Here is a 24,889-nt window from a genome sequence, read left to right as displayed (position 1 = left end):
AAAAGTTATTCTGAAAAACTAAATAAAAAATCCTTTGTTTTGACCTTGTTAGGGTGCGAAATGTGAGTCAGAAAGCATTGGAAAATAACCATTTCCAATTGAATATCGCGGTGAAAGCGATGTAAAGCAGGAAAATCGTATACGTTTGTCCGTAAATATCCTGCCATTTCAACCGCTTTTAAATAAAAATCTTCCCATTCTTTTGTAAACGTATGGCTTTGCTGTTTCAAATCCTTTTCCACATGATCGAGGCGGTCGTGGATCGCGCCGGCGTGGCCAGCCGCGTCGAGAAGCCATAACAAATCATGGTGAAGCGGGTGGACGCTAGGAGGCCGTTTTCCTTGAACGTAATAGCCAGCAAGCCGCAGCCATTCTTCTAATTCATTTACCATATGGTTGAGAAAAGTAGGAGGAAGGGAAAAGCTGATTTTTTCTGTCAAAAGCCGTTTCAACAAATGAAGTTTAAATGCCCGCAGCTGTTCCCCTGCCTCTTTTCCGCGTTGAATAAGCGCAGTCCAAGATCCTGCTGGCGGTCGGCGCGCTTCTTCCAACAGTTCATCAAATACATGAATGAATCGTTTCGCCTGATCTATTTCCGTCTTTTCTTTTTCCGATAAAGCTTGAAGAATAAATCGGTTATGGTCGCCAAGAATTTGCATCCAAAAACACGTTTCCCATAATGCTTCTTGTTCCAATGTTTTGTTCACTTGTTCCTCACCTCGATTTTATATGTATGAACGTGAAAGAAATGGGTGAATGCGGACAAGAACGACTTTTAGGCAGTTGACATACGATATGGTGATAAAAATAAGGGAGGTTTTTAAGATGAATGATCAAGAACTGCTTCAACAAAATGACCAAGAACTATTTCAACAATATGTAAAGGAAGTAAGAGAATGGGGAAAACAAGTGGAACAAATTTTGCTGCAGCGGGGAGAGGGCAGCGACGATTGCCACGTTGATTCATTGTTTTCCTACATCGAAAACCATGGCGACGAATGGACGGAAGACGCCATTTATGAACTTCAGCGCATGGTGGATGAAGTATATGAAAGGGCGCTAGCGCTTCAGCAAAATGGACAGTCGGCCAGAGAACAGGAGGGAAGCGAGACAGAAGAAAGACACCAAGAGTCCGGCGGACAGGAGGGAAGTGAAACAGAAGAAAGACAACAAACGTATGTGGCAGCAGGCGGACATGTTCTGCCTCCGCTTCCGTATCGTTACGATGCGCTTGAGCCGCATATTTCCAAAGACATTATGCAGCTGCATCATACCAAGCATCACCAAAGCTATGTAGATGGATTAAATAAAGCGGAAAAAATGATGAAAAAAGCGCGCGAAACGAATGACTATGAACTGTTGAAGCATTGGGAGCGGGAGGCGGCGTTCCACGGTTCCGGACATTATTTGCACACGATCTTTTGGAATAATATGCATCCGGAAGGCGGGGGAGAGCCGCATGGGGAGCTGTTAGAACAAATCAAGCGGGATTTTGGCAGCTTTGAAAAATTTAAGCGGCAATTTACAGAAGCGGCAAAAAGCGTGGAAGGCGTTGGCTGGGCGCTGCTTGTTTGGTCGCCGCGGGCGCATCGCTTAGAAATTTTACAGACAGAAAAGCATCAGCTGATGACGCAATGGGATACGATTCCGCTTTTAGTGCTGGACGTGTGGGAACATGCTTATTATTTACAATATAAAAACGACCGTGCTGCATATATTAATAGCTGGTGGAATGTCGTCAACTGGCGCAATGTGGAAGAACGGTTTGCGCAGGCGCGCAAGTTGCGTTGGAAGCCATTTTAATAAAGGCGGGGCGACCGTTTCCCCGCCTTCATAACGGTTAATAACAGATGGCTGCGTGAGGCGGACTTGTACATTTTCTAATCATATCTGTCCACTTTGCGCATAAACTTGTACAAAACAGCAAAAGGGATGGGGATTACATGAAGATACGGAAACAAATTGCACTGTTCATCGCTGCGGTGATGATGCTTTTTTCATGTATTCCGGATCGAGCAAAAGCAATGAGCGAAGTCAGCGCGCAAAGCGCGATTTTGATGGAGCAACATTCTGGGCGCATATTATTTGAAAAAGATGCGCATACGAAGCGGCGCATTGCCAGCATTACAAAAATTATGACGGCGATTTTAGCAATTGAATCAGGAAAAATGGATGACATGGTAACGGTAAGCGCCCGTGCCGTACATACGGATGGGTCATCTATTTATTTGCGCGAAGGGGAAAAAATAAAGCTTCGCGATCTTGTTTATGGGTTGATGCTGCGCTCGGGAAATGACGCGGCTGTGGCGATTGCCGAGCACGTTGGCGGCAGTGTAGAAGGATTTGTTTTTTTAATGAATCAAAAAGCGGCGGAAATCGGTATGCGCGATACTCATTTTGCCAATCCACACGGATTGGATGATGCGGAAAACCATTATTCTACTGCTTATGACATGGCGCTTCTTATGCAATATGCGATGAGAAATAAAGAGTTTCGAAAAATCGCGGGAACGAAAGTATATCGCGCGCCTAATCCAGGAGAGGAATGGGATCGGGTGTGGCGGAATAAAAATAAGCTGCTTACGAATTTGTATGAGTATTGTACAGGAGGGAAAACCGGTTATACAAAACGAGCAAAACGAACGCTTGTAACAACAGCTTCCAAGGGCGGTTTAGATTTAATTGCGGTAACATTGAATGCGCCGGATGATTGGAATGACCATATTGCCATGTACGAATATGGTTTTACCCATTATATGATCGCAAAAGTAGATCGAGATCGAATGGTGAAAAAAATTCGTGATTCCTTTTACCGTAAAAACATTGAAGCAATCCGTGACTTACGATATCCTGTGACGGAAGACGAAATAAAAGAACTGCACGTAAAAATTTATCTTCTGCGTCCAAAAAAGGAATGGAACAATGACAAAAGCAGCATCCCAGCGATCGTTGGGAAAGCGGTGCTATATTTAGGGGATCAAGCGGTGGATGAAGTTCCGCTTTTGTATAAAAAGAGTATAAGCAAGGAAACGGACCATTCTATTTGGCATGTATTTCATTTTCTAGGTGTGGGGAACGATGGTTAATTTCATTTGGGTGTTGATGGCGCTTGTCGGCATTATATTTGCGATGTTTCACGGCACGATGAATATGGTCAATGAAGCCATTTTTAAAAGCGCCAAAGAAGCAGTCACGATCAGCATCGGCATGATCAGCATCTTGGTGTTTTGGCTTGGCTTGATGAGAATCGCTGAAGAAGCAGGTCTGCTAGAAAGATTGGCGCGTTTTTGCAAGCCATTCGTCCGCCGCCTTTTTCCAGAAGTGCCGCCTAACCATCCTGCGCTCGGCTATATCGTTTCCAACATGATTGCCAATATGTTTGGCCTCGGCAATGCCGCCACGCCAATGGGAATTAAGGCGATGGAAGAATTAAAAAAACTCAACGGCCATAAAGATGAAGCAAGCCGCTCCATGGTGACGTTTTTGGCGATAAATACATCAAGCATCACCCTAATTCCAGCGACGGTCATTTCGATCCGCATGACATACGGTTCGGTATCGCCGGGAGAAATTATCGGCACGACGCTTGTCGCTTCGACGATTTCAACTATCGGTGCCGTGCTGATTGATCGTTATTATTATTGGAAACATACGCGGAAGGGCGGGAAGCGGTAATGGCGTTTATTCAAATTCTTTCTACTTGGCTGATTCCAATAACGGTGGCATTTATTCTTTTATATGGAACGGTAAAAAAAGTGCCAACTTACGAAGCGTTCGTCGAAGGCGGAAAAGAAGGGATACAAATCGCGTTTTCACTTATCCCATATTTAGTCGGCATGCTTGTTTCGATTGCCATTTTCCGTGCGTCCGGAGCGCTCGATTATATGATGAACGGAATAAAGCCGCTTGCCGACGCGATCGGTCTTCCGGCTGAGGTAGTGCCGCTAGCGATGATCCGCACCATTTCCGGCACCGCCGCGCTTGGGATGACAACCGATTTAATTGCTACATATGGACCTGATTCGTTTATCGGCCGATTAGCCTCTACGATCCAAGGGAGTACAGAAACGACGCTGTATGTGTTAACTGTGTATTTCGGCGCCGTTGGGATTAAAAAGATGGGAGATGCATTGAAAGTCGGAATTTTAGCTGATATTCTCAGTTTTATCGTTTCTTTTTTTATCGTATTGCTTGTCTTTGGCCAATAATCCGCCTCTGATCAGGCGGATTTTTAATTTTGTCGTTTTTTGTTACGTAGTTTTTGTATTTGTCGAAAAAAGCGAGTATGATAAAAATATTGAGGGGGCGTGCTTGTATCTTTTTTACGGAAAGAGTAAGATGTTGAAAGAGGTGAAACGAGAATGGAACGATTGCAAAAAGTGATTGCCCATGCGGGAATCGCGTCAAGGCGAAAAGCGGAACAGCTTATTCGGCAAGGAAAAGTAAAAGTAAACGGCAAAGTCGTTACCGAACTTGGCGTTAAAGTAGGCCCGCAAGATAAAGTCGAAGTGGATGGCATACCGGTTGAACGGGAGGAGCCGGTATATTACCTTCTTTATAAGCCGCGCGGAGTCATTTCGAGCGTGAAAGACGACAAAGGCCGCAAAGTGGTGACTGATTTTTTTAAAGAGCTTGATAAACGTATTTATCCGATTGGACGTCTCGATTACGATACGTCAGGACTGCTTTTGCTTACGAACGATGGCGATTTTGCCAATCTATTAATGCACCCACGCTATGAAATTGAGAAAGTGTATATTGCAAAAGTGAAAGGCATCCCGACGCGGGAGCAATTAAAACAGCTCGAAAAAGGGATTATGCTGGAAGACGGCATGACGGCGCCGGCAAAAGTAAAAATGCTTTCCCTCAACAAACAAAAGCAGACCGCAATTATTGAAATCCACATTCATGAAGGGCGCAATCGTCAAGTGCGTCGCATGTTTGAAGCGATCGGATGCAAAGTGATGAAATTGAAGCGCGAACGGTATGCGTTTCTTGATTTAAAAGGGCTAAACCCTGGCGAATATCGGGAACTGACGCCGCACGAAGTAAAACGGCTGCGAGCGCTCGCATTATCAGGCGGCGGAAAGTAAAACATTGTCACATAACGTTCATATAATGCCGATTTGGATGATGAAAAACATTGCTATAATGGAAAATGGGATATTACGATTTCAAGGGGTTTGAAAGATGAAAAAACAACAACGGCTTATCATGCGAACGGTAATTTTATTGCTGTTACTAGCGGCGGTAGGGTATACGATTTACGCGAACTTCTTTACAGAAAAAACTCATGTCACTGTCGGTTCGACGGCGCCGGATTTTGTTTTGACTGATTTACATGGAAAAAAACATCGCTTGTCTGACTATCGAGGCAAAGGCGTATTTTTAAACTTCTGGGGAACATGGTGCAAGCCGTGCGAACGGGAAATGCCGTACATCAACGAACAGTATGGCATCTATAAAAACAAAGGAGTCGAAGTGCTCGCGGTCAACGTCGGCGAGACGCAACTGAGCGTGCAAAAATTTGCCGATCGTTTTGGTCTGACGTTTCCGATTATGATTGACAATGAAGATCAAGTGATGAACGCTTATGAGGTTGACCAGTTGCCGGCCACGTTTTTGATCGATAAAAACGGCAAGGTAAAAAAAATCATCACTGGAACGATGACAGAAGAAATGGTCAAACAATATATGGAAAGCATTAAACCGTAAGGAGTTTTGCCAATGGAACATGTAAAGTGTGAATGCGGCCATGTTAATCCGCACGGAACCGCTTTTTGCGAATCGTGCGGGAAGCCGCTGGAAGAACATACAGAGAAACGGCTTTTAGATATGCGCTATGAAGGAAGCGCGCGTCGTTCCCAAACGTACAATAAAACAATTATTGATAAAATTTGGGCTTTTTTCTCTTCGGTGAAGGTCGGAGTGGCGCTTATTGTCATTACGCTCATCGCCTCAGCGATCGGAACGATTTTTCCGCAGGAAATGTACATTCCGCCAAATGTAAGTCCGGCGGAATATTACGAGAATCAATACGGCTGGCTAGGAAAGTTATATTATCAGCTTGGATTTAATGATTTGTACGGTTCATGGTGGTATATGCTTTTAATCGCGTCGATCGGCGTATCGCTCGTTATTTGCAGTTTAGACCGCGTCATTCCGCTTTATCGCGCTTTAAAACGGCAAGGGGTTACGCGACATCCTAACTTTTTGCGGCGGCAACGGCTGTTTAGCGTTTCGCAAGTTGCCGATATGGACGGCGTGTTAAAGCGGGTAAAAGAGAAATTGACGGAGCGCCGCTATCATGTTCGCGAAGAAAACGGCAATATTTTAGCGGAAAAAGGCCGTTTTTCCCGCTGGGGTCCATATGTCAATCATATCGGATTGATTATTTTTTTAATCGGGGCGATGCTTCGCTTTGTTCCGGGCATGTATGTCGATAAAGTGATGTGGATTCGTGAAGGGGAAACGAAAGAAATTCCGGGAACCCATGGGAAATATTTTTTAAAGAGCGAAAAATTTATTTTTGAAACATATCAAAAAGGAAAAGATAATGAAGTGTTCAACGCGGCCATCGACCAAGTCGGCAACGGCATGGTGGCGAAAAACTACCAGACGAACGTCGTTCTTTACAAACGCGTCGGTCCGGTAATTGCCGGCGAAGAGCCGAAGTTGAAAAAAATCAAAGAGTATAAGATTCGTGTCAACGAACCATTAGAATATGACCATTACGCGTTGTATCAATCCGATTTTAAACAAGGCGAGCCGTATAAAATGGCGTTTCAATTAATGGATAAAACATCGGGGAAAACCTTTGGCACGGTCGTTATTAATTTGCAAAATCCGAAAGCTTCCTATAACCTTGGGCACGGTTATCGCGTCGAACTATTAAGCTATTTTCCTGATTTTTATTTCGATGAAGACGGAAATCCATCAACAAAATCGAAAATCCCGAATAACCCGGCGTTTGTGTTTAAAATGTTTGCGCCGGACAAGCCAAAAGGGGAAGTCAGCTTTGTGGCGATTCGCCAGACGATCGAACCGTTTGGAAACAACAAGTATAAGATGGCGTTTGCCGGATTGGAAACGCGAAACGTATCCGGTCTTACCGTGCGACGTGATTTTACGCTTTGGATTTTAGGACTGGGCGGCGTGATTTTCATGATTGGGGTCATTCAAGGCATGTATTGGAATCATCGCCGCATATGGGTGCAACGTGTCAATGGTGAAGTATGGTTCGCCGCGCATACGAATAAAAACTGGTTTGGCTTGAAAAATGAAATTCGTCGCATCATTGACGGAACTGGGTTAACGATGCCAGTCGATCAAGCGGACGAGGGGAAAAAGGTCGAACAAGGAGGACAAGTGGATGGTACAGCTCAGTAGTACGCTATTATATATCGCGTTTATTCTTTACTTGATCGGGACGTTTTTTTTCGGCGGCGCCATTCGCGATAAAAGAGGAAAAGAGCATACAGGAAAAGACCGCTGGTCGCAGCTTGGGATTGCAACAACGATCATCGGCTTCGCTTGCCAATTAGGTTACTTTATTACGCGGTGGATCGCGGCGGGGCACGCGCCAGTCAGCAATTTATTTGAGTTTACTACCTTTTTCGGAATGATGTTGGTCGCTGCTTTTATCATTATTTATTTCATCTATAGAATAAGTGTTCTCGGTTTATTTGCTTTGCCAATTGCCTTATTGATAATTGCTTACGCTAGCATGTTCCCACGCGAGATTACACCGCTGATTCCTGCATTGCAAAGCGACTGGCTACATATCCATGTTACAACGGCGGCAGCGGGGGAAGCGATATTGTCGATCAGCTTTGTGGCCGGGCTTATTTATTTAATCCGTGTCGTCGACCAAACAAAGCCAAGCAAGCGTACGTTCTGGCTTGAAGTGGTGATGTTCTGTTTAATCACGACGCTTGGCTTTGTGCTTGTATCCACATCATTTAGCCTGGCGGGTTATGAAGCAAAATTTACATGGATTGATAAAAACAAGCAACAGGCGGAAGTCGTTTATGATATGCCTGCATTAGTCGGCCCGCACGAAGGAAAATTGGAAAAAGAAAGCGTCGGCCGTTTCGAGCCTTTTGTTTACATGCCGGCCATTATCAATGCGAAAAAATTAAATACCGTCATTTGGTCGTTGATTGGAGGCACGGTGCTATACGTACTGCTCCGCCTTGTGTTGCGGAAGCGCATTGCCGCTGTGCTGCAGCCGCTCGTGAAAAACGTCAATTTAGATTTAACGGATGAAATCAGCTATCGCGCGGTGGCGATCGGCTTTCCAGTATTCACGCTCGGAGCGCTTATTTTTGCGATGATCTGGGCGCAAATCGCGTGGACACGCCCTTGGGGCTGGGACCCGAAAGAAGTATGGGCATTGATTACGTGGCTGTTTTACGCCGCATTTTTGCATCTTCGTTTATCAAAAGGGTGGCACGGCGAAAAATCGGCATGGCTTGCCGTGATCGGTTTTGCGATCATTATGTTTAATCTCGTAGCGGTAAACTTAGTGATCGCGGGGCTGCATTCTTATGCTGGAACATAATGGAAAAGATGATTTGCTTTATAAAAGGGTGTCCCAATATTGGCGAGGGCATCCTTTTTTACAGTAAAATAGATGAGGGGAATTTTGTATTAATAGCGAACAAGGGAGGATGTTCTATGGACAAAGAAGTAAAGATTTTGGTGGTAGACGATGAAGAACGAATTCGCCGCTTGTTGAAAATGTATTTAGAGCGGGAAAATTATGTCATTGATGAGGCAGACAACGGGGACGATGCGCTCGAAAAAGCGCTTGAAAATGACTACGACGTCATTTTGCTTGACTTGATGCTGCCGGGGAGGGACGGCATCGAGGTTTGCAAAGAAATCCGCGAAAAGAAAGCAACCCCGATTATTATGTTGACGGCAAAAGGGGAAGAATCGAACCGTGTTCAAGGATTCGAAGCGGGAACAGACGATTATATCGTAAAGCCGTTTAGCCCGCGCGAGGTCGTATTGCGCGTAAAGGCGCTGTTGCGGCGAGCGGCAAATACTGCGTATGTTCTCACAGATACGTCAGCAAAAGATGTGATTGTGTTCCCGCATTTAACGATTGATAATGATGCCCATCGCGTCACCGCCGATGGAAAAGAAGTGAACTTAACGCCGAAAGAATATGAGCTGCTTTTGTTTTTAGCAAAGTCGCCAGATAAAGTATTTGACCGCGAGCAGCTGTTAAAAGAAGTATGGCATTATGAATTTTTCGGCGATTTGCGCACGGTTGATACCCATATTAAACGATTGCGGGAAAAGTTAAATAAAGTTTCCCCGACTGCGGCAAAAATGATTGTCACCGTGTGGGGAGTCGGTTATAAATTTGAGGTAGTGAATGACTAATGTGGCTGTTTCGCAGCGTCGTCGGGAAATTATGGTTTACGATTCTCTTGCTTGTGTCGTGTGTATTGTTCATTCTAACGATTCTTCTTTTAAAGTTTTTTGAAAACTATTATGTACAGGAAGCAGAAAAAGAGCTAACACGGTTGGCAACGAAAGTATCGGAAGTGATGTATGATTACGAAGATGAAAAACTAGCTCGTTCCATTGCGTGGACGCTTGTCGGCAATACGTCCAAAGCGGTTATTATCGTTGATTCATCGCATTACTGGTATTCGCCGGCAAACGATGAATTGCACGATTTGCCGGTATCCTTAATTAAGCAAGATAAAGACTTGCGAAAAGTATTGACAGAAGGAAAAAGGGTAAAAAAGAAAACATATTTGCCAAACCTACAAACCGGCAAAAGTCAATATAGTGATGTGATTATTGTCGGCGTGCCGCTTGAGATGGCAGATGGAAAACGGGGCGCGGTATTTATTTACCAATCGTTGCGGGCAATTGAAGATACGACAGAACAAACAAAAAAATTAATTTTTCTTGCGGCATTTATCGCGATTGTGTTGACAACCTTCTTCGCATTTTTCTTATCGACCCGCGTTACCGCGCCGCTGCGGAAAATGCGGCAGGCGGCGTTTGAAGTGGCGCGCGGCAAATTTGATACAAAAGTGCCGATTTTGACGCACGATGAAATCGGTGAATTGGCGATGGCGTTCAACCAGATGGGGAGACGGCTGCAGTTTAATATCAACGCCTTAAACCAGGAAAAAGAACAGCTGACAAGCATTTTAAGCAGCATGGCCGACGGTGTCATCACCTTTAACCGCGAAGGAGAAATATTAATTACGAATCCGCCGGCAGAACGGTTTTTGCAAGCGTGGTATTTTGAGCAAGGAAACGACGCGGAAACGATGGCACCGCTGCCGCCGCAAGCAAAAGAGCTGTTTGTCCGCGTCGTCCGCGAGGAAAAAGAGCAGTCGATCGAATTGACGCTCCAAGGACGGACATGGGTCATTTTAATGACCCCGCTTTACAGCAAGACAACTGTGCGCGGTGCGGTGGCGGTGCTTCGTGATATGACAGAAGAACGCCGTTTAGACAAGCTGCGAAAAGACTTCATCGCCAACGTTTCCCATGAGCTGCGCACGCCGATTGCGATGCTTCAGGGATACAGCGAAGCGATTATCGACGATATTGCCGCCACCGACGAAGAAAAAAAAGAAATGGCAAAAGTCATTTACGACGAGTCGCTTCGCATGGGCCGCCTTGTCAACGACTTATTGGATTTGGCGCGCATGGAAGCAGGCCACATTACATTAAACTACGAAACCGTTCAGCTCGCCCCGTATATTGGGCGGATTATTCGCAAATTCCAAGGGTTAGCGAAAGAAAAGCAAATTGATTTGTCGGCGGAGTGTAAAAATGAGGATATTAAAATTGCGATTGACCCAGACCGAATTGAGCAAGTTTTGACGAATTTAATTGATAACGCGATTCGTCATACGGATAAAAACGGAATGGTCAAGATCATCGCCGAACGGAGCGGTGACGGTGTCACGATTCATGTGCAAGATTCCGGCTCCGGCATCCCGGAAGAAGATTTGCCGTTTGTGTTTGAGCGCTTCTACAAAGCGGATAAGGCGCGTACGCGCGGCCGTTCGGGGACAGGATTAGGCCTTGCGATCGCGAAAAATATCGTCGAGGCGCATAAAGGGACGATTTCCGTTCATAGCAAGCTTCATGAAGGCACGACGTTTACGTTTTATTTGCCAAACGGCCCGCATGAAGCGTAATATGCCCCTTGCGTTACAGCGGGGGGCTGTTTTTTGGGAGGCAGAACGAAAAAGAAAACGTCCGAGTACCGTTTGCGCCAACGCCGGCCATTGTTGGGGCGGCCATATTTCATGTGATTTTCGCATCATGGCGGAGCAAGGAGGCGAGCCGCCGGCTTGGATGAGCGGAAACATTTCCGAGGGAAAAAACATCATCCAAAATGGATCGAGCGATACAAAGGACGGACTCCTTTTCATGAAAAAATATATAGTGGTATAGATAACTAGATAATATGATGTTAATATAATGATAGAAAGAAGGTGCAATAATAGTGAAACGATGGTTGCTAAAAAACGCGGCTATATATGCAGAAACAGGGAAAATAGAGCAAGGATATGTACTGACAGAAGGGAACAAAGTGATCGAAGTAGGGCCGATGTCCTCATGCCCAGCTTCTAGTGAAGCGGAGGTGATAGAGCTTGCCCCAAGCTTCTCCGTTGTGCCAGGATTTATTGATGTCCATATCCATGGCGCATCTGGAGCTGATGTAATGGATGGGACAGATGAAGCGTTGCGCACAATGGCAAAAACATTGCCAAAGGAAGGCACAACCAGTTTTTTAGCGACGACGATGACCGCGCCTATCGAGCAGATTGAACGTGCTTTGCAAAATGTTGCGCAATATATAGATAGCGGCAATCCGCCTGGAGAAGCGGAGGTGCTTGGGATTCATTTAGAAGGTCCGTTTATTTCGCCGAAACGCGCGGGGGCGCAACATCCTAAAAATATTATCGAACCGAATATCGAACTATTTCAAAAATGGCAGAACATCGCGAATGGACATATTCGTCTTGTCACGCTGGCGCCGGAAGAAAAGAATGGCTTGGCGCTCACCGCTTACTTAAAAGAACATGGTGTTGTTGCTTCGATCGGCCATTCCGATGCGGTTTACAAACAAGTAAAAGCGGCGATTGACGCAGGGGTGACGCATGCGACCCATCTATTTAACGGCATGCGCGGCATCCACCACCGCGAGCCGGGAGTCGCCGGAGCGGTGCTGATGCACGAGGAAGTAATATGTGAGCTGATTGCCGACGGCATTCATGTGGCGCCGGAAATGGTTCGCTTTGCCTACCGGAATAAAGGAAGCGCTGGGCTTATATTAATTACCGACGCAATGCGCGCCAAATGCCTTGGGGAGGGAATCTATGAGCTCGGCGGCCAGGAAGTGACGGTGGAAGGGGAAAAAGCAACATTGCGTGACGGTACGTTGGCGGGAAGCATTTTAAAATTAGGCGATGCGGTGAAAAACACGATGGCGTATACCGGCTGCACGTTGGAAGATATCATCCGCATGGCGAGCTGGAATCCGGCAAAGCAGTTAGGCGTTTCAGACCAAAAAGGAAGCATCCGTGTTGGGAAAGATGCGGATCTTGTCGTATTAGATGAACAGTATCATGTTGTGATGACGATATGCCGTGGTCAACTTGCCTATGCAAAATAAAAAAGGGGGTCGGACGATGAAATTAATCGAAGTGGCAAACTATGAAGAGATGAGCCAAAAAGCGGCTGACATCATTATTTCCCAAGTAAAGAAAAAACCTGATTCCGTTCTTGGCCTTGCTACGGGGTCGACAATGCTCGGCACCTATCAACAATTAGTCCAAGACCATCAACAAAACGGAACATCGTACCGAAACGTTCGGACGGTCAATTTAGACGAATATATTGGTTTGTCGCTCGATCACCCGAACAGCTATCGTTACTATATGAATCAACATTTATTTTTCCATATTGACATTCCGCTTTCGCAAACGTATATTCCAAATGGAGCGAGCGATGATGTGGAAGCGGAATGCAAGCGTTATGAACAGCTAATTGAAAACCTAGGAGGAATTGACTTACAGATTTTAGGGATTGGAAGAAACGGGCATATCGGTTTTAACGAGCCAGGGACATCATTTTCGGCCCCGACGCATGTCGTTGAGTTGGCTCCTTCGACACGGCAAGCGAACGCCCGCTTTTTCCCATCTTTAGAGGATGTACCGCGCCAGGCGATCACAATGGGAATCGCGACGATTATGAAAAGCCGCCATATAGTGCTATTAGCGTCGGGAACGGCGAAGGCGCCAATTATGGTGAAGTTGTTCGAAGGAACTGTGACTGCAGATGTGCCGGCATCGGTGCTTCATACCCATCCAAACGTAACCGTCATCGCCGATGAGGAGGCATTGTCGCTTGTTGCCAATGAACGACGAAAGGTGTATGCGCGATGATTAACAAAAACTCGCCGCTCCCGATCTACTACCAGCTGGAACAAGGAATTAAAGAAATGATCGAAAAAGGACAGCTCAAGCCGGGAGAAATGATTCCATCCGAGCGCGAGCTGGCGGAAACGTACGATATCAGCCGCATGACCGTTCGCCAGGCAATCAATAACTTAGTCAATGACGGATATTTAGTCAGAAAGCGGGGCAAAGGCACGTTCGTCGCCGCGATGAAAATCGAACAGCCGCTGAAAGGATTGACGAGCTTTTCCGAAGATATGCGCGTGCGCGGCATGGAACCGGGAACAACCTTGCTAGATTTCCATATCGTTCCTGCCAGCCCGTCGCTAGCGCAGCTGCTCGACGTCCGCAAAGGGGCGGATCTTTATGAAATTCGCCGCGTCCGCCTTGCCGATGGGCTGCCGATGGCGCTCGAAACATTATACATTCCATGCGCGCTTGTTCCTGATTTAACCCGCGAAGTGGTAAGCGGTTCTGTTTATGAATTTATTGAAAATGAATTAGGATTGTCGATTCAGTCCGGCATTCAAGTCATCGAAGCGTCCGTCGCCCGCAAAATGGAGTCCGAGCTGCTGCAAATCAAAGAAGGCGCTCCGGTGCTAGTGATGCAGCGGCGCAGTTATTTAAATGACGGCCGACCGTTAGAAATCGTCAAATCGGTTTACCGTGGTGACCGCTACAAATTCACGATTGAGATGGAACGCTCCAAATAATAAAGAGGGGGAATTTTAATGTTAGGATTTTTACAGAGGCTCGGAAAAGCGTTAATGTTGCCGATTGCCGTCCTGCCGGCAGCGGGGTTATTGCTTCGTTTAGGACAGCCAGATTTATTCAATATTCCATTTATCGCCGCGACGGGGAATGCTGTTTTTGCGAACTTGCCTCTCATTTTTGCGATTGGGGTTGCCGTCGGGTTCGCGAAAGATGGAAACGGCGCGGCGGCGCTGGCCGGGGCGATTGGCTACTATGTGTTAACCCAAGGGGCCACTGCCATTGATAAACATATTAATATGTCCGTGCTAGGCGGAATCATTTCGGGTGTCATTGCTGGGTTGCTGTATAACCGCTATCATAATATCAAACTGCCGGATTGGCTTGGATTTTTCGGAGGCAGACGGTTTGTCCCGATTGTGACCTCGTTTGTCATGCTTATATTGGCACTTATCTTTGGATATGTATGGCCGCCGATCCAAGATATGATTAACGCAATCGGCAAATGGATTGTCGGTGCCGGGGCGATTGGAGCTGGTATTTTTGGTTTGTTAAACCGCTTGTTAATTCCGCTTGGGTTGCACCATGTACTGAACAACTTTGTCTGGTTTGTTTTTGGCGAGTATAACGGCAAAACAGGGGACTTAAGCCGCTTTTTTGCCGGGGACCCGAATGCCGGCATTTTCATGGCGGGATTTTTCCCGATTATGATGTTTGGCCTTCCAGCCGCGGCTATTGCGATGATTGCGGCTGCGAAAAAAGAGCGGCGGAAAGAAGTGGCAGGGGCGCTTCTTGGCGTGGCGCTGACCTCGTTTTTAACGGGAATTACCGAACCGATTGAGTTTTTGTTTATGTTTTTATCGCCATTGCTTTATGTCGTTCACGCTGTATTAACGGGCCTTTCGTTGGCGATCGCAACAGCGCTCGGCGTCCACCACGGGTTTACGTTTTCGGCCGGTGCGATTGACTTTTTCTTAAACTATGGAATTGCGAAAAAACCGTATCTATTAATCGTGCAAGGAATTATTTATGCCATCATTTATTTCGTTGTGTTCTATTTCTTGATTGTCAAATTAGATTTAAAAACGCCGGGCCGTGAAGAAATCGCAGGAGAGTTTACGGAAAGCGGCGCAGCGAAAACAGGCGGCAGCTATAATGATGTTGCGGTGAAGTATATGGAAGCGCTGGGAGGTAAAGATAACCTCATCCAGATCGACAACTGTGTGACCCGCCTGCGTTTAAAAGTGAATGACATATCCAAAGTCAATGAGGAGGAGCTGAAACGTTTAGGGGCAAAAGGAGTCATCCGCCTCAATCAAACGGATGTGCAGGTCGTTGTCGGCACGGATGTCGAGTTTGTCGCCAACGAGCTGAGAAAGCTATAACCAAGAGAAAAGTGTTCCAGCTCTTTTCGTTCGCAGAGAAGAGCTGGAACTTTTATTCTATATATATGGTAGATCAAGGGGGGAATTCACTAATGAAACGGTTGCTAGACTTCACTTCGCTGTCAAAAGGAAGAATGGCGACACAAGAATCATTACAGGAGGCAAAACGGATTCGCATGGCGAGATCGCCGCTGCGATAAAATGAGCGACATTTTTATGCCATAAATGAAACTTGTCATTCCTTGGTTACGTATATCTTTATAGAAAGGAGATAGAAAGGAGAAAATCATATGTTTTCCCGGCCCCCAACTTGTTCCGTCTGCGGGAAGCCGATTGAAAAAAATGAGCCGATCTATGTGCGCATGAGGTACCCGTCGTACAGAGGAATGGTAGAAATACAGGCTTTCCTTAGGCAAGAAGGGACAATCATTTGCGAGGTTTGTTTCTCGCAAAAAAATAATCATGAAAAATGAGAGGAGTTATGCGATGTTCGGAAAAGTCGCCGCCGATGTGCTTGGATTAAGCGATATCGGCTCGGTCATTAAGCCGGAAAACTACGATAAAGCTGATGCCGATGATTACGTAATGCATGAAGATGGGGAAAAGATTTATTTCTTAATTAAATCGAAGTCGGATGAGTATTGCTTTACCAATAAAGCGCTGATTCATTTGGATGGCACGAGCGCGACCAGCAAAAAGCGCGTATTGCGCCGCTATGATTATTACAAACATCCGATTTCCGACGTGTCGCTCGAGACAGCGGGCACGGTCGATTTAGACGTGGAGATTAAGTTTAAAATCGGCGCCCATGACTATTCGATTGACGTCCATAAAAAGCATTTAGAAGAGCTGAAAGATTTATATAAATCGCTGCTCGCCATCGCCGAGCTTTGCCATGAAAACGAAACGAAGCTGGAGTACGCGCATAAAAGTTTGGAATTGACCGCGAACGTATTCGGGCGCGTGAAAAGTGACACCAATAATTTCTTTGCCGATTTCAAGGCGGTGAACGAACTCGCGTTTCAATGGCTTGTTGACGCGAAAACAAAATATACGGTAAAAGACTTCGGCTTTGTGTTTGAACGCTATATTAACAATTGAGCTGTTCCTTTGTCTCCCGCTATCGGGGGATTTTTATATACCTTAAAATCAATGAAACTTTCATTTTTTTATTGCCAAAGTTTTTCTAATCCTTTAATATTATAACTGTCAATTGTTCGACAATTTCATACATTCGCAGCAAGGTGCCAATGGAGCGATTCGCTCCGCACGGCTTAATAGGGAATCTGGTGAAAGTCCAGAACTGTCCCCGCAACTGTAAATGCGGACGAAATGAAATCGCCACTGTACGGTACGATGGCAAGCGCCGTTTGCCGTATGGGAAGGTTCAGAGTAGGATGAAGCATGAGTCAGTAGACCTGCCTTGCCTGCTTGTGCGTTTCCTAATCTTCGGGGGGTGAGAGTAGGAAGCGGCAACGGTGGCTGCCTTTGTGCATACATATTGCCGTTTCTTACTCATTCCAATTTGGAATGAGTTTTTTTATTTCTATTGTAAAAAGGGGGAACAGCAATGAGAAAGTGGAAACAGTACATCGCGCTGCTTGTCGTCGTCCTCACATTCGGCCTATTGTTCGGATGCAATGGGGCAAACGAAAGCAAAGCGCCTGCGAAAAAAGAAGCAACAAAAACGGAACAAACGCAAGCCGCGTTTCCGGTAACGGTGAAAGATGGATTAGGGGAAGAAGTGACGATTAAGTCCAGACCGCAAAAAATCGTTTCCTTAATCCCAAGCAACACGGAAATTGCCTATGCGTTAGGATTAGGCGACAAAATCGTTGGCGTCAGCGATTTTGACAACTATCCGGAGGATGTGAAAAAGAAAGCAAAAATCGGCGGCATGGAGTTTAATGTAGAAAAAGTTATTTCGTTGAAGCCGGATTTAGTACTTGCCCATGCGTCTAGCGTACATAGCTCGAAAGATGGAATTCAGCAATTAAAAGATGCGGGCATTACGGTGCTTGTGGTCAATGACGCGAAATCGTTTGCTGATGTATACCATTCGATCGAATTGGTTGGTAAGGCAACCGGAACCGCCGATAAAGCGCAAGAAATTATCAACAATATGAAAACGAAACTCGAAGAAATAAAAGAGAAGGCTAAACAAATTAAGCCGGAAGAACAAGTGAAAGTATGGGTGGAAGTATCGCCTCCGCCGCAAATTTATACGGCCGGAAAAGGAACGTTTATGGATGAGATGCTTCAGACCATTTCGGCGAAAAACGTCGCCGGCGGCCTGGAAGGATGGCCGATGGTGACGGAGGAAAAAGCGGTGGCATACAAGCCGGATGTGATTATTACTACCTACGGCGGAGCGAAACAGGTGTTAGGGCGCGCAGCGTGGAAAGATGTTCCAGCGGTAAAAAACAAGCGGGTATATGATGTCAATACCGATTTAGTCAGCCGTCCGGGCCCGCGTCTCGTTGAAGGAGTAGAGGAACTTGCAAAAGTCATTTACCCGAAAATCTTTAAGTAATGCATCGATGTATATCATTGCTGTAACGATTGCGGCGGTCTCGCTTTTATTAGGGATATCGATAGGTTCGTTATCGATTCCCTTTTCTACTATTATCAAGATCCTTTTTTCGGCCTGGTTTGGGTTGCCGCTGCCCGGCGATGTTCCCGATGATCTCGTGCAGATCGTGATGGCGATCCGCCTTCCGCGTGTGGTGCTCGCATTTCTTGTCGGCGCGTCGCTAGCGGTTGCGGGCGCGGCGTTTCAAGGGCTGTTAAAAAATGCGCTTGCCGATCCGTATACGCTCGGCGTGTCATCCGGCGCTTCCGTCGGTGCGGTGATCGTTATTTTTTTCGGTATTCAACTGCCGCTCTTTGGCACGTTTACTTTGCCGATTGTCAGCATTTTATTCGGTCTGGCGACGCTCGCGCTTGTGCTTTTATTTACAAGGGCAGTGGAGCGACAAATGTCGGTGGAGACGATCATTTTGGCCGGGATTATCTTTGGCGCGTTTTTCAGCGCCCTTATTTCTTTGATGATTGCGCTGACCGGGGAAGAATTGCGGCAAATTATTGACTGGCTGATGGGAAGCGTCGCGATGCGGGGCTGGAAATATACGATGCTTCTCCTTCCGTTTTTTTTGTTCGGCGTCGTCTTGCTTCTTCTGAATGCGCGCGAGCTTAATGCGTTCGCCTTTGGCGAAGCGGCGGCACTTCATGTCGGGGTGAACGTGATGCGCCGCAAAATCATGATTTTAACAGGAGCCTCGTTATTGACAGGGGCGGCCGTATCGGTGTCTGGGACGATTGGATTTGTCGGGCTTGTCGTTCCCCATATGGTCCGCCTTGTCTGCGGTCCGAACCACCGCTTGTTGCTGCCGCTGTCTTTGCTATACGGAGGGGCCTTTCTCGTCCTTACTGATTTGCTGGCGCGCACGATCATTTCGCCGCGCGAATTGCCGATTGGCGTCATTACTTCTTTGATTGGCGCCCCGCTGTTTGCGTTATTGTTTTTCCGAAGAATGAAAAGAAAGATGTGATCGATGTGCTCGAAGTAAACAACGTGTCTTACCGCTATCAGCGCAAACAAGTGCTTCATGATATCACCTTTACGGTAGAAAAAGGGGAAATATTTGGAATTTTAGGGCCGAATGGCAGTGGGAAAACGACATTGTTGAGATTATTAAGCAAAGAGCTATCCGTGCAAAGCGGCAGCATCACCGTGAACGGACGGCCGCTCGCTTCTTTTTCGCATAAAGAGTGGGCGCGTTTTGCCGCGGTGCTTCCGCAAACGATCGATGCGGTGTTCGGCTATACGGTCAAGGAAACGGTGGAGCTCGGACGGTACGCCCATCAGCATCGCTTTTTTCCGGTGTGGACGGAAGAAGATGAGCAGGCGGTTGATGCGGCGATTCATGAAGTCGGTCTCGCCGAAAAAGCGGAAGAAAGCATTGAACGCTTAAGCGGGGGAGAACGCCAGCGCGCCTATTTGGCGCGGGCGCTGGCGCAAAATCCCGAGCTGCTGCTGCTCGATGAGCCGACGAATCATATGGATATTACCCAGCAGCTCCATCTATTAAATCAGCTCGTTCGTGCGTCAAAAGAGAAAAAACTGACCGTGATTGCCATTTTTCATGATATGAATATCGCCAGTTTATTTTGCGATCGGCTTTTAATGCTAAAAGAAGGGAAAGCGGTCGCGCTTGGCACGCCGGAAGAGCTGATGGAGCCGGCGCTTCTCCGTTCCGTGTTTCATGCTCCGGTCAGCAGACAGGTGCATCCAACCGTTTCCAAGCCGCTGCTCGCCTTTTTGCCAGAACGGGGATTGCCAACCGCCGAAGAGCGGGACCTGCCTGAACATCTTACATGGGCAACGATGGACGACTGCATCGTCATCACTGCCGCAAAGCCGCTCAAAGTGTTGTCCTCCGCGCTTGTTGGCTCGGGGTTTCAATGGGCGGCCCATTTTGTCAACCGGCAAGTTTCCAAAGACTATCACTGCGAAGATGCGGAATTAGAGATGAAGCAATATTTACAGAAACGCGGGATTCCCGTCTCCAGTACGATTGGAATGATGACAGCAGTCGACATACACGATGCCGTTTGCATGTATGAAAAACAAGACGCGTTTTCGCTCTGGGCGGTGGTGACGGCGGGGGTAGGAAACGCCGTCGATGCCGCGCGCTCGTGGGAACGGACGCGATTCGTGCAAAAAATCGGCACCATTAATATGATGATTTTTATCGATGGGACGTTAACCGATGCTGCCTATGTGCAAGCGATGATGACAGCGACGGAAGCAAAGGTAAAGGCGCTGTATGAGGAAAACGTCCTTGATCCTGAGACGAACACGCACGCAACGGGTACTTCGACCGATTGCATCGCTATTGCCGCGACGCAGACGGGCACCACTTTTTCGTATGCGGGAACGATCACCCCGATTGGCAAAGCGCTCGGCCGCGTCGTTTATGAAGCAACAAGGGAAGCGCTGCGCCGATACCGGAAGCAGAGGGGTTCCTCATGAGCCATCTGTTGGCGCTTGCACTGGCGCTGATGCTTGATTTTTGGCTCGGTGATCCGCGTTGGCTGCCGCATCCGGTACGGGGTATGGGAGCGTTTATCGCTTTTTTGGACCGGCGGCTAAACAAAGGAGCATATCGGCGCGTAAAAGGAATCGTGACGGTAACGGCGGTAACGGGAACGGTGTATATCATTTCGTTGCTTGCCGTCAAAATTAGTTATTCGCTTTCTTGGCTCTTTGGAGTCGTCGTCGAAGCGATACTGATTTTTACCACGATTGCAACGAAAAGCCTGCAAGAAGCGGCATGGAATGTGCTGCTGCCGCTCGAACGGGGGGATATGGAGCAGGCGCGCCGAGAGTTAAGCATGATTGTCGGCCGCGATACGGAAAACTTGGATGAACCGGAAATTGTTCGTGCCTGCGTGGAAACGGTGGCGGAAAATACGAGCGACGGCATTACCGCGCCTCTGTTTTACGCGTGGATCGGCGGCGCGCCATTGGCGCTTTTTTATCGCGCTGTCAATACGTGCGATTCGATGCTCGGCTATAAAAATGATATGTACCGCGCGTTCGGCTGGGCGTCGGCAAGACTGGATGATGTCATGAATTATATACCGGCGCGTCTGACAGCGGTCATCATGGTGCTCGTTCATAGCGGCAAGCGATTTCGCTACTGCTGGCGCGTGCTGTTTCGCGATGCCCGTAAGCATCCAAGCCCGAACAGCGGCTGGCCGGAGGCGGCGATGGCGGCGCTTTTAGGCGTGCAGCTTGGCGGCGTGAATACGTATCACGGCATCGTTTCCAGACGGCCGACGCTCGGTGACCCGCTCGTTCCTTTGCAAACCAAACATATTCGTCAAGCGCTCCGAATGATGGTCGTGACCGTTTTATCGTTTGCGCTGCTATTGTTGATAGGAGGGATGATGATTGCGTTTACCGGCGCATGGGGCGAATCCTCGCAAGCTATATGAATCCTGCAATCTTCCGCTTCCAGAAAGGTATATCGATTTTAGCGTCAATACGAACCCGTATATGCTTCCGCCATCGCTTTGGCCTTCACAAACGGAATTTTGCCAATGGGCGATGGAGTATCCCGATCCCGAGGCGCGTCAGTTGGCCGAGCTGATTGCTGAAATGGAAGGGGTATCGCCCAAGCAATTGCTTATCGCCAACGGTGCTTCCGAGTGCATTTATTTGCTCGCTAAATGGTTTGCCAATAAGCGTGTCGGCATTCTCGAACCGACGTTTTCCGAGTATCGTCGCGCCTGTCAGGCGCATGACTGTGACATTGTCTCGCTTGTTGCAACGGAAGAGCGAAATTGGAAATACGAGCAACAGGAGTTAATGAAATTAATAGAAGAGGTCGATGTTCTCTTTTTATGCCATCCAAACAATCCAACGGGAACGGTGATGAAAGAAGATGAACTGTATGCGTTGCTTACCGCGGCGGAGAAAGCAGGGACGTTTGTGGTAATTGACGAGGCGTTTTACCCTTTTTGGCCTGAAGGCTTTACGGCAATGCGGTGGATGAATGAATTTTCCCGCTTAATCGTGTTGCGCTCCTTAACGAAAATCCATCATTTAGCAGGAGCGCGCCTTGGCTATATAGCCGCAAATGAAACGGTCATGGAAAAAGTAAAGACGTTGCAGCCGCCATGGAGCGTAAGCCGGATTGCCCAGCAGCTGGCGCTTCGTTTTTTGCCGCTCGAGGAGTTTGTCGAGCAAACGAAGCAGATGATTGCCGAAGAGAGGAAAAGAATCACAAACACATTGCGCGCATGTGGCTATTCTGTTTCTCCGTCTGTCGTTAACTTTTATTTATTGCGGCGGCCGGGGTGTTCAACAGAAGAACTGTTCTTTTCTTTATTAAAGGAAGGAATCGTGCCGCGCCATACCATGAATTTCCCTGGTCTTGACGGTCGTTATTTGCGCTTTGCCGTGAAAACGAAAGAAGAAAATGACGAATTATTGCATGTGTTAAAGCGGTGGGGAACATGATGGTGTTTATTAGCGGCGGTGTCCGCAGCGGAAAAAGCAAAGTGGCTGAAAGATACGCGAGAAAGCTGGCCGTCCCGGAATCCTCCTTCCACTATATTGCGACGGCAAGCGCTGATGACGAAGAAATGAAGCAACGAATCACCCATCACCAAAAGCGGCGGGAGAAACAGCCGATGCCATGGACAACATGGGAGCATCCTGCTTGTCTTGACGAGCTGGTCGGATCGTTTAAGAAAGCGGATGTTGTGCTGCTCGACTGTTTGACAAATTGGCTTGCCAATGAGCTGTTTCGTGATGACAGTTGGAAAGAGGAAAAATTATGTTTCCGTAAAGCGGCGTACATGTGGGAAACGCTACAGCGGCTGGCGGGAGCGTGCAAAGCGTTGATTATTGTTTCCAATGAATTATTTTGCGGGGGAGTACCCGATGATATCGGGACATATCACTATATGAAAATGCTTGGCTGGCTTCACCAGCAAATTGTCGAGAAAGCAGAGGTTGCCGTTTTAGTCCAGCACGGGTTGGCAACGGTCAAAAAAGGAGAGTTGTTCCGATGAAAGCAGCTTGGAGCGGTTTGTTATTATCGATGCAATTTTTAACGGTGATTCCAGTGCGGAGGCAAATCGATTGGAACGGTGACGTAGCGCGCTGGTCCGTCCGTTTTTTCCCGCTTATCGGTGCCATCATCGGAACTGTCGCGGCCATAATGTACGACCTGTTTTCTGCTTTTTCTTCCTTTTCCCCGCTGTTTTTGGCGCTGTTTCTCATGTGGCTGTCGGTTTGGCTTGCTGGCGGTTTGCACGCGGATGGCTGGATGGATGTCAGCGATGCCTTTTTTTCATACCGTGACATCAAGCGCCGCCAGGAAATCATGAGTGATTCCCGCGTCGGGGCGTTTGCCGTTTTATCGATTTTCTGTTTGCTTTCGTTCCGCCTTTTGTTTTTGTTGGAAACGATACGCACTGGGCTGAACGCGCTTCTTCTTATTGTCGTCCCGCTGCTGTCAAGAACGGGAGCGGCTTGGCTTCTTGTTTGCGGAAAACCAGCAAAGCCAACCGGAATGGCGGTTGCTTTTCGTGAATATACTAGCCGCATGGATGGCTATGTGGCGATGGCGATCAGCATCGTGCTGCTTGCATGCATTTGCATCATGGATGCTTCCGTGATCAAAAACGCTGGCTTATTGGCAACCGGAACGATTGCGGCGGCTTGGCTGGCGAGAGCTTCGTTTGAAAAGCAGTTTGGCGGGATTACCGGCGATACGATCGGAGCGTTTGTGGAAGGAGCGGAAACGTGGCTATGGTGTCTCATTTGGCTATTACGTTCATCCGCCATGGGCTGACGCCGGAAAATGCGGAGCGGCGATATATCGGGCATACGGACGTCCCGCTTGCCGAACAGGAAAAAATGCGGCTTCGCCGCGTGGCATTAAGATTGGAACAGCCGGTTGATCTGCTCGTTTCAAGTGACTTATTGCGCTGCCGGCAAACGTGCGAACTGTTGTTTCGAAATGATGGCGGTCAAAAATACGAAATGGCGCAATGGCGGGAAATAAATTTTGGCGACTGGGAAGGAAAAACTTTTCCAGAGCTGAAAGAAATAAAAGAGTATCAGCAATGGCTGCATTCTCCGCTTTCCGTAGCGCCGCCGAATGGGGAAAGCTATCAAGCTTTTTGCCAGCGGGTGGAAGAAGCGCTGGCACAAACCATACTACTTGCCGAACAAACAAACGCGAAGCATGTTGCCGTTGTCACGCATGGCGGACCGATTCGTTATGTATTAGAGCGTTTTGCGCCGATCGAAAGGCCTTTTTGGGAATGGGCGGTGCCGTTTGGCAGCGGGTATACGTTGCAATCGACGCTAGAGAGGTGGAAGGAGAAAAAACGATGCATTTCATTGTCGGAGGTGCTTTTCAAGGAAAACGAAAATGGGTGTGCAAACATTACGGAATAAGGGAACGAAAGGATATCATATGGTATAACGGATATGAAGGGACATATGGCGAACCTGATGAAAGTATATCAGAACGAATCGTAGTGTTTGAAGGGCTGGAAGCGGCGATTCGCCGCCTGCCTGACCTCGGTTATTGGGGACAATTGTTTTGGCGGTGGCAGGAATGGGAGCGGCAATGCCCTGGGCGCACAGTAGTATGGATTGGCACCGATATTACCCAGGGAATCGTGCCGATAGAGCAAGAGGACCGGTTATGGCGTGATGTAACCGGTTGGTGTTACCAGCGGTTGGCAGAGTTTTGCGACCGTGTGGATCGCATTTGGTGCGGATTGGCAGAACGAATCAAATAAAGGGGA

General features: G+C 47.5%; 25 protein-coding genes and 1 riboswitch. Of the genes, 24 read left to right on the top strand and 1 reads right to left on the bottom strand.

All coding sequences use genetic code 11. The features are described from left to right. Positions 1 to 5: 5 nt before the first annotated feature. Positions 6 to 707: a DUF2935 domain-containing protein gene (locus BDD39_RS08730; protein ID WP_166909905.1), complete on the bottom strand. Its 702-nt coding sequence runs from the start codon at positions 705 to 707 to the stop codon at positions 6 to 8. A 118-nt stretch (positions 708 to 825) separates the two neighbouring features. On the opposite strand from BDD39_RS08730, the gene BDD39_RS08725 reads away from it, so the two are divergent. The 24 genes from BDD39_RS08725 to BDD39_RS08605 all read left to right on the top strand — a co-directional run bounded on the left by BDD39_RS08725 (position 826) and on the right by BDD39_RS08605 (position 24,883). Next, a complete protein-coding gene (locus tag BDD39_RS08725) occupies positions 826 to 1,803 on the top strand; it encodes a superoxide dismutase (protein WP_166909903.1) in 978 nt (325 codons plus the stop codon). Between the two features lie 140 nt (positions 1,804 to 1,943). Further along, on the top strand, positions 1,944 to 3,086 hold the full coding sequence (locus tag BDD39_RS08720; protein WP_166909901.1) for a D-alanyl-D-alanine carboxypeptidase family protein: 1,143 nt from the start codon (positions 1,944 to 1,946) through the stop codon (positions 3,084 to 3,086). Next, a complete protein-coding gene (locus BDD39_RS08715) occupies positions 3,079 to 3,675 on the top strand; it encodes a nucleoside recognition domain-containing protein (RefSeq protein ID WP_166909899.1) in 597 nt (198 codons plus the stop codon). The genes BDD39_RS08720 and BDD39_RS08715 overlap by 8 nt, the downstream gene beginning before the upstream one ends. Further along, entirely contained in the window at positions 3,675 to 4,208 is a 534-nt protein-coding gene (locus tag BDD39_RS08710) for a spore maturation protein (RefSeq protein WP_166909897.1), read from the top strand. Before BDD39_RS08715 ends, BDD39_RS08710 begins: the two co-directional genes overlap by 1 nt. A gap of 153 nt (positions 4,209 to 4,361) precedes the next feature. Next, entirely contained in the window at positions 4,362 to 5,093 is a 732-nt protein-coding gene (gene rluB / locus BDD39_RS08705) for a 23S rRNA pseudouridine(2605) synthase RluB (protein WP_166909895.1), read from the top strand. 97 nt (positions 5,094 to 5,190) lie between these two features. Next, the gene (gene resA, locus BDD39_RS08700) at positions 5,191 to 5,715 is read left to right on the top strand and encodes a thiol-disulfide oxidoreductase ResA (RefSeq protein WP_166909893.1); all 525 of its coding nucleotides are present in this window, start codon (positions 5,191 to 5,193) and stop codon (positions 5,713 to 5,715) included. A 12-nt stretch (positions 5,716 to 5,727) separates the two neighbouring features. Next, a complete protein-coding gene (locus BDD39_RS08695; protein WP_166909891.1) occupies positions 5,728 to 7,389 on the top strand; it encodes a cytochrome c biogenesis ResB family protein in 1,662 nt (553 codons plus the stop codon). Then, complete coding sequence (gene ccsB, locus BDD39_RS08690; protein ID WP_166909889.1) at positions 7,373 to 8,563, top strand: c-type cytochrome biogenesis protein CcsB; 1,191 nt, start codon at positions 7,373 to 7,375, stop codon at positions 8,561 to 8,563. Before BDD39_RS08695 ends, ccsB begins: the two co-directional genes overlap by 17 nt. Before the next feature lie 116 nt (positions 8,564 to 8,679). Beyond that, positions 8,680 to 9,396: a response regulator transcription factor gene (locus BDD39_RS08685; RefSeq protein WP_166909887.1), complete on the top strand. Its 717-nt coding sequence runs from the start codon at positions 8,680 to 8,682 to the stop codon at positions 9,394 to 9,396. Next, positions 9,396 to 11,186, top strand: coding sequence for an ATP-binding protein (locus BDD39_RS08680; protein WP_166909885.1), 1,791 nt, complete (start codon positions 9,396 to 9,398; stop codon positions 11,184 to 11,186). Before BDD39_RS08685 ends, BDD39_RS08680 begins: the two co-directional genes overlap by 1 nt. A 311-nt stretch (positions 11,187 to 11,497) precedes the next feature. Continuing rightward, the gene (gene nagA / locus BDD39_RS08675) at positions 11,498 to 12,670 is read left to right on the top strand and encodes an N-acetylglucosamine-6-phosphate deacetylase (RefSeq protein ID WP_166909883.1); all 1,173 of its coding nucleotides are present in this window, start codon (positions 11,498 to 11,500) and stop codon (positions 12,668 to 12,670) included. 16 nt (positions 12,671 to 12,686) lie between these two features. Further along, positions 12,687 to 13,442: a glucosamine-6-phosphate deaminase gene (nagB, locus tag BDD39_RS08670; protein WP_166909881.1), complete on the top strand. Its 756-nt coding sequence runs from the start codon at positions 12,687 to 12,689 to the stop codon at positions 13,440 to 13,442. Beyond that, on the top strand, positions 13,439 to 14,167 hold the full coding sequence (phnF, locus tag BDD39_RS08665; protein WP_166909879.1) for a phosphonate metabolism transcriptional regulator PhnF: 729 nt from the start codon (positions 13,439 to 13,441) through the stop codon (positions 14,165 to 14,167). Before nagB ends, phnF begins: the two co-directional genes overlap by 4 nt. A gap of 18 nt (positions 14,168 to 14,185) precedes the next feature. Next, positions 14,186 to 15,550: an N-acetylglucosamine-specific PTS transporter subunit IIBC gene (gene nagE, locus BDD39_RS08660; RefSeq protein WP_166909877.1), complete on the top strand. Its 1,365-nt coding sequence runs from the start codon at positions 14,186 to 14,188 to the stop codon at positions 15,548 to 15,550. 486 nt (positions 15,551 to 16,036) lie between these two features. After that, positions 16,037 to 16,651, top strand: coding sequence for a PH domain-containing protein (locus tag BDD39_RS08650; RefSeq protein ID WP_166909873.1), 615 nt, complete (start codon positions 16,037 to 16,039; stop codon positions 16,649 to 16,651). Between the two features lie 125 nt (positions 16,652 to 16,776). Further along, positions 16,777 to 16,990, top strand: a riboswitch (cobalamin riboswitch). Between the two features lie 130 nt (positions 16,991 to 17,120). Then, positions 17,121 to 18,083, top strand: coding sequence for an ABC transporter substrate-binding protein (locus tag BDD39_RS08645; protein ID WP_166909870.1), 963 nt, complete (start codon positions 17,121 to 17,123; stop codon positions 18,081 to 18,083). Beyond that, positions 18,049 to 19,101 carry a FecCD family ABC transporter permease gene (locus BDD39_RS08640; protein WP_380630620.1) on the top strand — a complete coding sequence of 351 codons (1,053 nt, stop codon included), beginning with the start codon at positions 18,049 to 18,051 and terminating at the stop codon, positions 19,099 to 19,101. The genes BDD39_RS08645 and BDD39_RS08640 overlap by 35 nt, the downstream gene beginning before the upstream one ends. Continuing rightward, positions 19,101 to 20,585 (top strand): adenosylcobinamide amidohydrolase, encoded by a 1,485-nt coding sequence (locus tag BDD39_RS08635; protein ID WP_166912346.1) that lies wholly within the window; start codon positions 19,101 to 19,103, stop codon positions 20,583 to 20,585. Before BDD39_RS08640 ends, BDD39_RS08635 begins: the two co-directional genes overlap by 1 nt. Next, positions 20,582 to 21,553: an adenosylcobinamide-phosphate synthase CbiB gene (gene cbiB, locus BDD39_RS08630; protein ID WP_166909868.1), complete on the top strand. Its 972-nt coding sequence runs from the start codon at positions 20,582 to 20,584 to the stop codon at positions 21,551 to 21,553. Before BDD39_RS08635 ends, cbiB begins: the two co-directional genes overlap by 4 nt. Beyond that, entirely contained in the window at positions 21,510 to 22,580 is a 1,071-nt protein-coding gene (gene cobD, locus BDD39_RS08625; RefSeq protein ID WP_166909866.1) for a threonine-phosphate decarboxylase CobD, read from the top strand. Before cbiB ends, cobD begins: the two co-directional genes overlap by 44 nt. Next, complete coding sequence (locus BDD39_RS08620) at positions 22,577 to 23,137, top strand: bifunctional adenosylcobinamide kinase/adenosylcobinamide-phosphate guanylyltransferase (RefSeq protein WP_166909864.1); 561 nt, start codon at positions 22,577 to 22,579, stop codon at positions 23,135 to 23,137. The genes cobD and BDD39_RS08620 overlap by 4 nt, the downstream gene beginning before the upstream one ends. After that, on the top strand, positions 23,134 to 23,922 hold the full coding sequence (locus tag BDD39_RS08615) for an adenosylcobinamide-GDP ribazoletransferase (protein WP_166909862.1): 789 nt from the start codon (positions 23,134 to 23,136) through the stop codon (positions 23,920 to 23,922). The genes BDD39_RS08620 and BDD39_RS08615 overlap by 4 nt, the downstream gene beginning before the upstream one ends. After that, complete coding sequence (locus tag BDD39_RS08610) at positions 23,880 to 24,533, top strand: histidine phosphatase family protein (protein WP_166912348.1); 654 nt, start codon at positions 23,880 to 23,882, stop codon at positions 24,531 to 24,533. Before BDD39_RS08615 ends, BDD39_RS08610 begins: the two co-directional genes overlap by 43 nt. Continuing rightward, positions 24,467 to 24,883 (top strand): bifunctional adenosylcobinamide kinase/adenosylcobinamide-phosphate guanylyltransferase, encoded by a 417-nt coding sequence (locus BDD39_RS08605; RefSeq protein WP_166909860.1) that lies wholly within the window; start codon positions 24,467 to 24,469, stop codon positions 24,881 to 24,883. Before BDD39_RS08610 ends, BDD39_RS08605 begins: the two co-directional genes overlap by 67 nt. Positions 24,884 to 24,889 lie beyond the last annotated feature (6 nt).

The organism is Saccharococcus thermophilus, from assembly GCF_011761475.1.
In the GTDB taxonomy this organism is placed as follows: domain Bacteria; phylum Bacillota; class Bacilli; order Bacillales; family Anoxybacillaceae; genus Saccharococcus; species Saccharococcus thermophilus.
This window is presented reverse-complemented; position numbering and strand designations above follow the sequence as displayed.

Excerpts from the sequence above, each read along its gene's own strand:
- BDD39_RS08725 (WP_166909903.1), top strand. The coding sequence starts at position 826 with ATGAATGATCAAGAACTGCTTCAACAAAATGACCAAGAACTATTTCAA.
- BDD39_RS08720 (WP_166909901.1), top strand. The coding sequence starts at position 1,944 with ATGAAGATACGGAAACAAATTGCACTGTTCATCGCTGCGGTGATGATG.
- BDD39_RS08715 (WP_166909899.1), top strand. The coding sequence starts at position 3,079 with ATGGTTAATTTCATTTGGGTGTTGATGGCGCTTGTCGGCATTATATTT.
- BDD39_RS08710 (WP_166909897.1), top strand. The coding sequence starts at position 3,675 with ATGGCGTTTATTCAAATTCTTTCTACTTGGCTGATTCCAATAACGGTG.
- rluB (WP_166909895.1), top strand. The coding sequence starts at position 4,362 with ATGGAACGATTGCAAAAAGTGATTGCCCATGCGGGAATCGCGTCAAGG.
- resA (WP_166909893.1), top strand. The coding sequence starts at position 5,191 with ATGAAAAAACAACAACGGCTTATCATGCGAACGGTAATTTTATTGCTG.
- BDD39_RS08695 (WP_166909891.1), top strand. The coding sequence starts at position 5,728 with ATGGAACATGTAAAGTGTGAATGCGGCCATGTTAATCCGCACGGAACC.
- ccsB (WP_166909889.1), top strand. The coding sequence starts at position 7,373 with ATGGTACAGCTCAGTAGTACGCTATTATATATCGCGTTTATTCTTTAC.
- BDD39_RS08685 (WP_166909887.1), top strand. The coding sequence starts at position 8,680 with ATGGACAAAGAAGTAAAGATTTTGGTGGTAGACGATGAAGAACGAATT.
- BDD39_RS08680 (WP_166909885.1), top strand. The coding sequence starts at position 9,396 with ATGTGGCTGTTTCGCAGCGTCGTCGGGAAATTATGGTTTACGATTCTC.
- nagB (WP_166909881.1), top strand. The coding sequence starts at position 12,687 with ATGAAATTAATCGAAGTGGCAAACTATGAAGAGATGAGCCAAAAAGCG.
- phnF (WP_166909879.1), top strand. The coding sequence starts at position 13,439 with ATGATTAACAAAAACTCGCCGCTCCCGATCTACTACCAGCTGGAACAA.
- nagE (WP_166909877.1), top strand. The coding sequence starts at position 14,186 with ATGTTAGGATTTTTACAGAGGCTCGGAAAAGCGTTAATGTTGCCGATT.
- BDD39_RS08650 (WP_166909873.1), top strand. The coding sequence starts at position 16,037 with ATGTTCGGAAAAGTCGCCGCCGATGTGCTTGGATTAAGCGATATCGGC.
- BDD39_RS08645 (WP_166909870.1), top strand. The coding sequence starts at position 17,121 with ATGAGAAAGTGGAAACAGTACATCGCGCTGCTTGTCGTCGTCCTCACA.
- cbiB (WP_166909868.1), top strand. The coding sequence starts at position 20,582 with ATGAGCCATCTGTTGGCGCTTGCACTGGCGCTGATGCTTGATTTTTGG.
- BDD39_RS08620 (WP_166909864.1), top strand. The coding sequence starts at position 22,577 with ATGATGGTGTTTATTAGCGGCGGTGTCCGCAGCGGAAAAAGCAAAGTG.
- BDD39_RS08615 (WP_166909862.1), top strand. The coding sequence starts at position 23,134 with ATGAAAGCAGCTTGGAGCGGTTTGTTATTATCGATGCAATTTTTAACG.
- BDD39_RS08610 (WP_166912348.1), top strand. The coding sequence starts at position 23,880 with ATGGTGTCTCATTTGGCTATTACGTTCATCCGCCATGGGCTGACGCCG.
- BDD39_RS08605 (WP_166909860.1), top strand. The coding sequence starts at position 24,467 with ATGCATTTCATTGTCGGAGGTGCTTTTCAAGGAAAACGAAAATGGGTG.